Origin of the sequence: Aeromicrobium sp. (assembly GCF_036675695.1) — a bacterium.
Lineage (GTDB): Bacteria > Actinomycetota > Actinomycetes > Propionibacteriales > Nocardioidaceae > Aeromicrobium.
The window spans coordinates 1-4,274 of the sequence record NZ_JAKFEL010000009.1 but is presented as its reverse complement, the minus strand read 5'-3'; the positions used below and the strand labels follow the sequence as shown (position 1 = coordinate 4,274).

Here is a 4,274-nt window from a genome sequence, read left to right as displayed (position 1 = left end):
CACGGGTGTACGAGCCATGGGTCAGCCCGCCAATCTGACGGTCACGTTGGTGCCCCAGATCGCCATCGAGGCGAGCAGGTCGACAACGTTGATCGCAACGATCGACGTACGGACGGCGAGGCCCACGGCAACGCCCACACCTGCGGGTCCGCCGCTGGCGTAGTAGCCGTAGTAGCAGTGGATCATGATCACGACGACGGCAAAGATCAGCACCTTCGCGAATGACCATAAGACGTCTTGCGGTGGCAAGAACGTCGTGAAGTAGTGGTCGTATGTACCCGCACTTTGCCCGTTGATCTGGGTGATGGTCAGCCTCGTCGCAAAATAGGACGACAAGAGGCCGACGATGTAGAGCGGGACGACAGCAATGAGTCCGGCGATGACTCGCGTCGTCACCAGGAATGGCAGCGACGGGATCGCCATGACCTCGAGGGCGTCAACTTCTTCGCTGATGCGCATGGCTCCGAGCTGGGCCGTGAAGCCACAGCCGACGGTCGCGGCGAGCGCGATACCGGCGACGATCGGGGCGATCTCGCGGGTGTTGAAGTAGGCGGAGACGAATCCGGTGAGCGCGGCAGTACCGAGCTGGTCGAGCGCTGCGTAGCCCTGGATTCCGACTTCGGTACCGGTGAAGAAGCACATCGCGGTGATGACGCCGACCGTGCCGCCGATGACGGCGAGGGAGCCGGATCCGAGCGCGACCTCGGCGAGGAGTCGGATGATCTCCTTGCCGTAGTTGGCGATCGTACGAGGCACCGACTTGATGACTCGGATGTAGAAGAGCATCTGACGACCGAGGTCGTCGATCCCTGAGCTGATCTTGCCCGGAACGGCCGCGACTGCGGACAGAGCTGTCTTGTCAGTCATCGTCACATCCCCTTCGGAGGGACGAGTTGGATGTAGATCGCCGAGATGAAGAAGTTGACGATGAATAGCAACGTGAAGGTGATGACGACTGCTTCGTTGACCGCGTCACCGACGCCCTTGGGGCCGCCCTTGGCGTTCATTCCCTTGTAGGACGCGACGATCGCGGCGATGAAGCCGAAGATGAGGGCCTTGATCATGCCTTGATACATGTCAGGCAGCTGCGCGAGCGCAGTGAAGGACGCCAGATAGGCGCCGGGGGTGCCGTCCTGCAGGACGACGTTGAAGACATAGCCGCCGGCAACGCCGACCACCGTAACGATTCCGTTGAGGAACACTGCGACGAGCATGCAGGCGAGAACGCGAGGAACCACGAGTCGCTGGATCGGGTCGATGCCGAGAACCATCATCGCGTCGAGCTCCTCGCGAATGCGGCGGGCGCCGAAGTCCGCGGCAATGGCTGAGCCAGCAGCGCCGGCGATCAGCAGGGCACACGCGATGGGGCCCGCTTCACGTACGACGGCGAGGACTGCGGCGGAGCCGGTGAATGACTGAGCGCCGAACTGCTTGATCAAGCCGCCGACCTGCAACGCGATGACCGCGCCGAAGGGGATCGAGACGAAAGCTGTGGGGACGATCGTCACTCGAACGATGAACCATGCCTGCAGGAGAAATTCCTTCAGCTGGAACGGTCGCCGGAACAGCGCAACAACCACGTCGAGCGTGAAGGCGAAAAGGTTGCCGGCGACCCTTGCGGGGCCGGCGATGACGGTCGTACTCACACCGTCACCTCAGCTTTCGAACGATGGTGGTCCGTCACGCAGCACCGCCGGCACGCAACGGCACCTTTGCGCCGAAGGAGCCAGCGGGTGCTGTCACACCGTTCTCGCGGCACCAGGCGCCAGCCTCGCGCTGCGCACGACGTGGACGACCGTCCGACGGCTCGAGCTGCAGCGGAACAGGCGGGAGGGGCGGCATCTCGATGCCCTTCTCCGAGGCCAACTCGTCGGCGTCCTTCTCCTCGGACATGCCGATCGGTCCCACGGTCTGAGCATTGAGGAACTGAGCAACGACCGGCTCGTCCGAGGTCAGCAGCATTTCGCGCGGACCGAACATCGCCAGGTGGCGGTGGTAGAGCAGACCGATGTTGTCAGGCACGGTACGAGCTGTGTTGACGTCGTGGGTCACGATCAGGAACGTCGCGTCGATCTGCGCGTTCAGGTCGATGAAGAGCTGGTTGATGTAGGAGGTACGGACCGGGTCGAGACCGGAGTCAGGCTCATCGATCAGCAGGATCTCGGGATCGAGGACGAGCGCACGTGCGAGTCCGGCGCGCTTGCGCATACCGCCTGAGATCTCACCGGGAAGCTTGTTCTCCGCGCCGATCAGACCCGTGAGCTCCATCTTGTCCATGACGATGGTGCGGATCTCGGACTCAGACTTGCGGGTGTGCTCGCGCAGTGGGAACGCAACATTGTCGTAGAGGTCCATGGAGCCGAACATCGCGCCGTCCTGGAACAGCACGCCGAAGAGCTTGCGGATCTCGTAGAGATCCTTCTCCGAGCAGTTGGCGATGTCCGTGCCCTCGATGAACACGTGGCCAGCGTTGGGCTTGAGGAGTCCGATCAGCGTCTTCAGGAAGACGGACTTGCCGGTGCCCGACGGGCCCAGCATCACGGAGATCTCACCCGCCGGAAGCGTCAGTGAAACGTCTGCCCAGATGGTCTGGTTACCGAACTTCTTGGTCAAGCCTTCGACGACGACTTCAACGCCCACGGACGGCCCTCCTCGTACACGTGGTTCGCCGGCCTGTCCGACGAGAACTGGTTCATCTTAGATCGGTGATCTGAGACACACTGCCTAACGAGGAATTGCACGCGAGGTTACGAGTAAGCGACCTCGGATGAACTGCTCGTTACTGCCCGGTAGCCGAGCAGCCTGCCCAAGGTAACTCAGAGTGACTTTTGGCGACACCCCAAACCTCCCGTTTTGGACAACTCAGTCGTCCGGACACGACACTCCGCTGGAAATGACAAAGGGGCGCCCCCTCCGAAGAGGGGACGCCCTTTGCGTGGGTTTAGCTGAACGTCACTTGACAGTGACGGTGGCGCCGGCGGCCTCGAGGGCCTCCTTGGCCTTGTCAGCCGATTCCTTGTTGGCCTTCTCGACGACAGGCTTCGGTGCGCCCTCGACGAGGTCCTTGGCCTCCTTGAGACCGAGGCCGGTGATCGTACGAACTTCCTTGATGACCTGGATCTTCTTGTCACCAGCGGCTTCGAGGATGACATCGAACTCATCCTGGTCGCCTGCAGCGTCACCAGCAGCAGCTCCACCGGCAGCAGCCGGGGCAGCGGCCACGGCAGCCGGAGCGGCCGCGGTGACGTCGAAGGTGTCTTCGAATTCCTTCACGAACTCAGAGAGCTCGATGAGGGTCATTTCCTTGAATGCATCCAGCAGGTCGCCGGTGCTGAGCTTCGCCATGGTGGCGTCCTTTCGTTGGAGACCCCGAGGGGGTCCCGATGTGAATCGGGCTTTCAGCCCTCGGTTGCCTCGGCGTCAGTAGACGCCTCGACTGCGGCCTCAGCGGGTGCCTCGGCTTCGGGTGCCGCTTCGGCCACGGGGGCCTCTTCGGCAGGTGCTTCGTCGGCCACGGGGGCCTCGGCAGCGGGGGCGGCAGGCGCTTCGCCTGCAGCCAGGATCGACGGATCGCTGGCAGCCTTCGCCTGCAGGGCACCGAGAACTCGGGCAGCCTGCGACAGCGGGGCGTTGAACAGCGATGCGGCGTTCGACAGGCTGGCCTTCATGCCACCTGCGAGCTTGGCGAGGAGAACCTCACGCGACTCGAGGTCGGCCAGCTTGTTGATCTCAGCAGCAGTGATGGACTTCCCGTCGAGGAAGCCACCCTTGATGATGAGGGGCTTGTTTTCCTTCGCGAAGTCGCGCAGACCCTTTGCCGCCAGCACCGGGTCACCGGTGATGAAGGCGATTGCCGTGGGACCGGTGAGCAGGCTCGTGTCGAGGTCTACTCCCGCATCCTTGGCGGCAATCTTGGTCAGCGTGTTCTTGGCGACGGCATAGCTGACGTTCTCTCCGAGAGTGCGCCGCAATTCCTGCAGCTGCTTCACGGTGAGACCGCGGTACTCGGTCAGTACGGCACCGTTCGACTCGCGAAAGCTTGTCGCGAGCTCGGCTACGGCGGCTGTCTTCTCCGGGTTTGCCATGTGTCTCCTTCCAGCACCAGTGGTCGTACGAGGACTGCGACCCCATGACTGGCATGGAACCGACACGAAAAAACGTCCCGGCGCAAGGCACGGGACGCTGAGTTAACTGCGATTCGCAACCTGCGCTGGCCGCCCCTTCGGGCACTTCGAGCAACTCTTGCGAGTCACCAACCTGCGGTCTTCGGTAGT

General features: G+C 62.8%; 5 protein-coding genes. All 5 read right to left on the bottom strand.

Annotation, left to right across the window (positions count from 1 at the left end; all coding sequences use genetic code 11):
• Window positions 1–21: 21 nt before the first annotated feature.
• Window positions 22–867 (bottom strand): MlaE family ABC transporter permease, encoded by an 846-nt coding sequence (locus V6M39_RS00275; RefSeq protein WP_442880632.1) that lies wholly within the window; start codon window positions 865–867, stop codon window positions 22–24.
• Window positions 868–869: 2 nt separating this feature from the next.
• Entirely contained in the window at window positions 870–1,646 is a 777-nt protein-coding gene (locus tag V6M39_RS00270) for an MlaE family ABC transporter permease (protein ID WP_332641659.1), read from the bottom strand.
• Window positions 1,647–1,680: 34 nt separating this feature from the next.
• Window positions 1,681–2,640, bottom strand: coding sequence for an ABC transporter ATP-binding protein (locus V6M39_RS00265; RefSeq protein WP_332641658.1), 960 nt, complete (start codon window positions 2,638–2,640; stop codon window positions 1,681–1,683).
• A gap of 312 nt (window positions 2,641–2,952) precedes the next feature.
• The gene (rplL, locus tag V6M39_RS00260; RefSeq protein WP_332641657.1) at window positions 2,953–3,345 is read right to left on the bottom strand and encodes a 50S ribosomal protein L7/L12; all 393 of its coding nucleotides are present in this window, start codon (window positions 3,343–3,345) and stop codon (window positions 2,953–2,955) included.
• A gap of 53 nt (window positions 3,346–3,398) precedes the next feature.
• Window positions 3,399–4,085 (bottom strand): 50S ribosomal protein L10, encoded by a 687-nt coding sequence (gene rplJ / locus V6M39_RS00255; RefSeq protein ID WP_332641656.1) that lies wholly within the window; start codon window positions 4,083–4,085, stop codon window positions 3,399–3,401.
• Window positions 4,086–4,274: the final 189 nt, after the last annotated feature.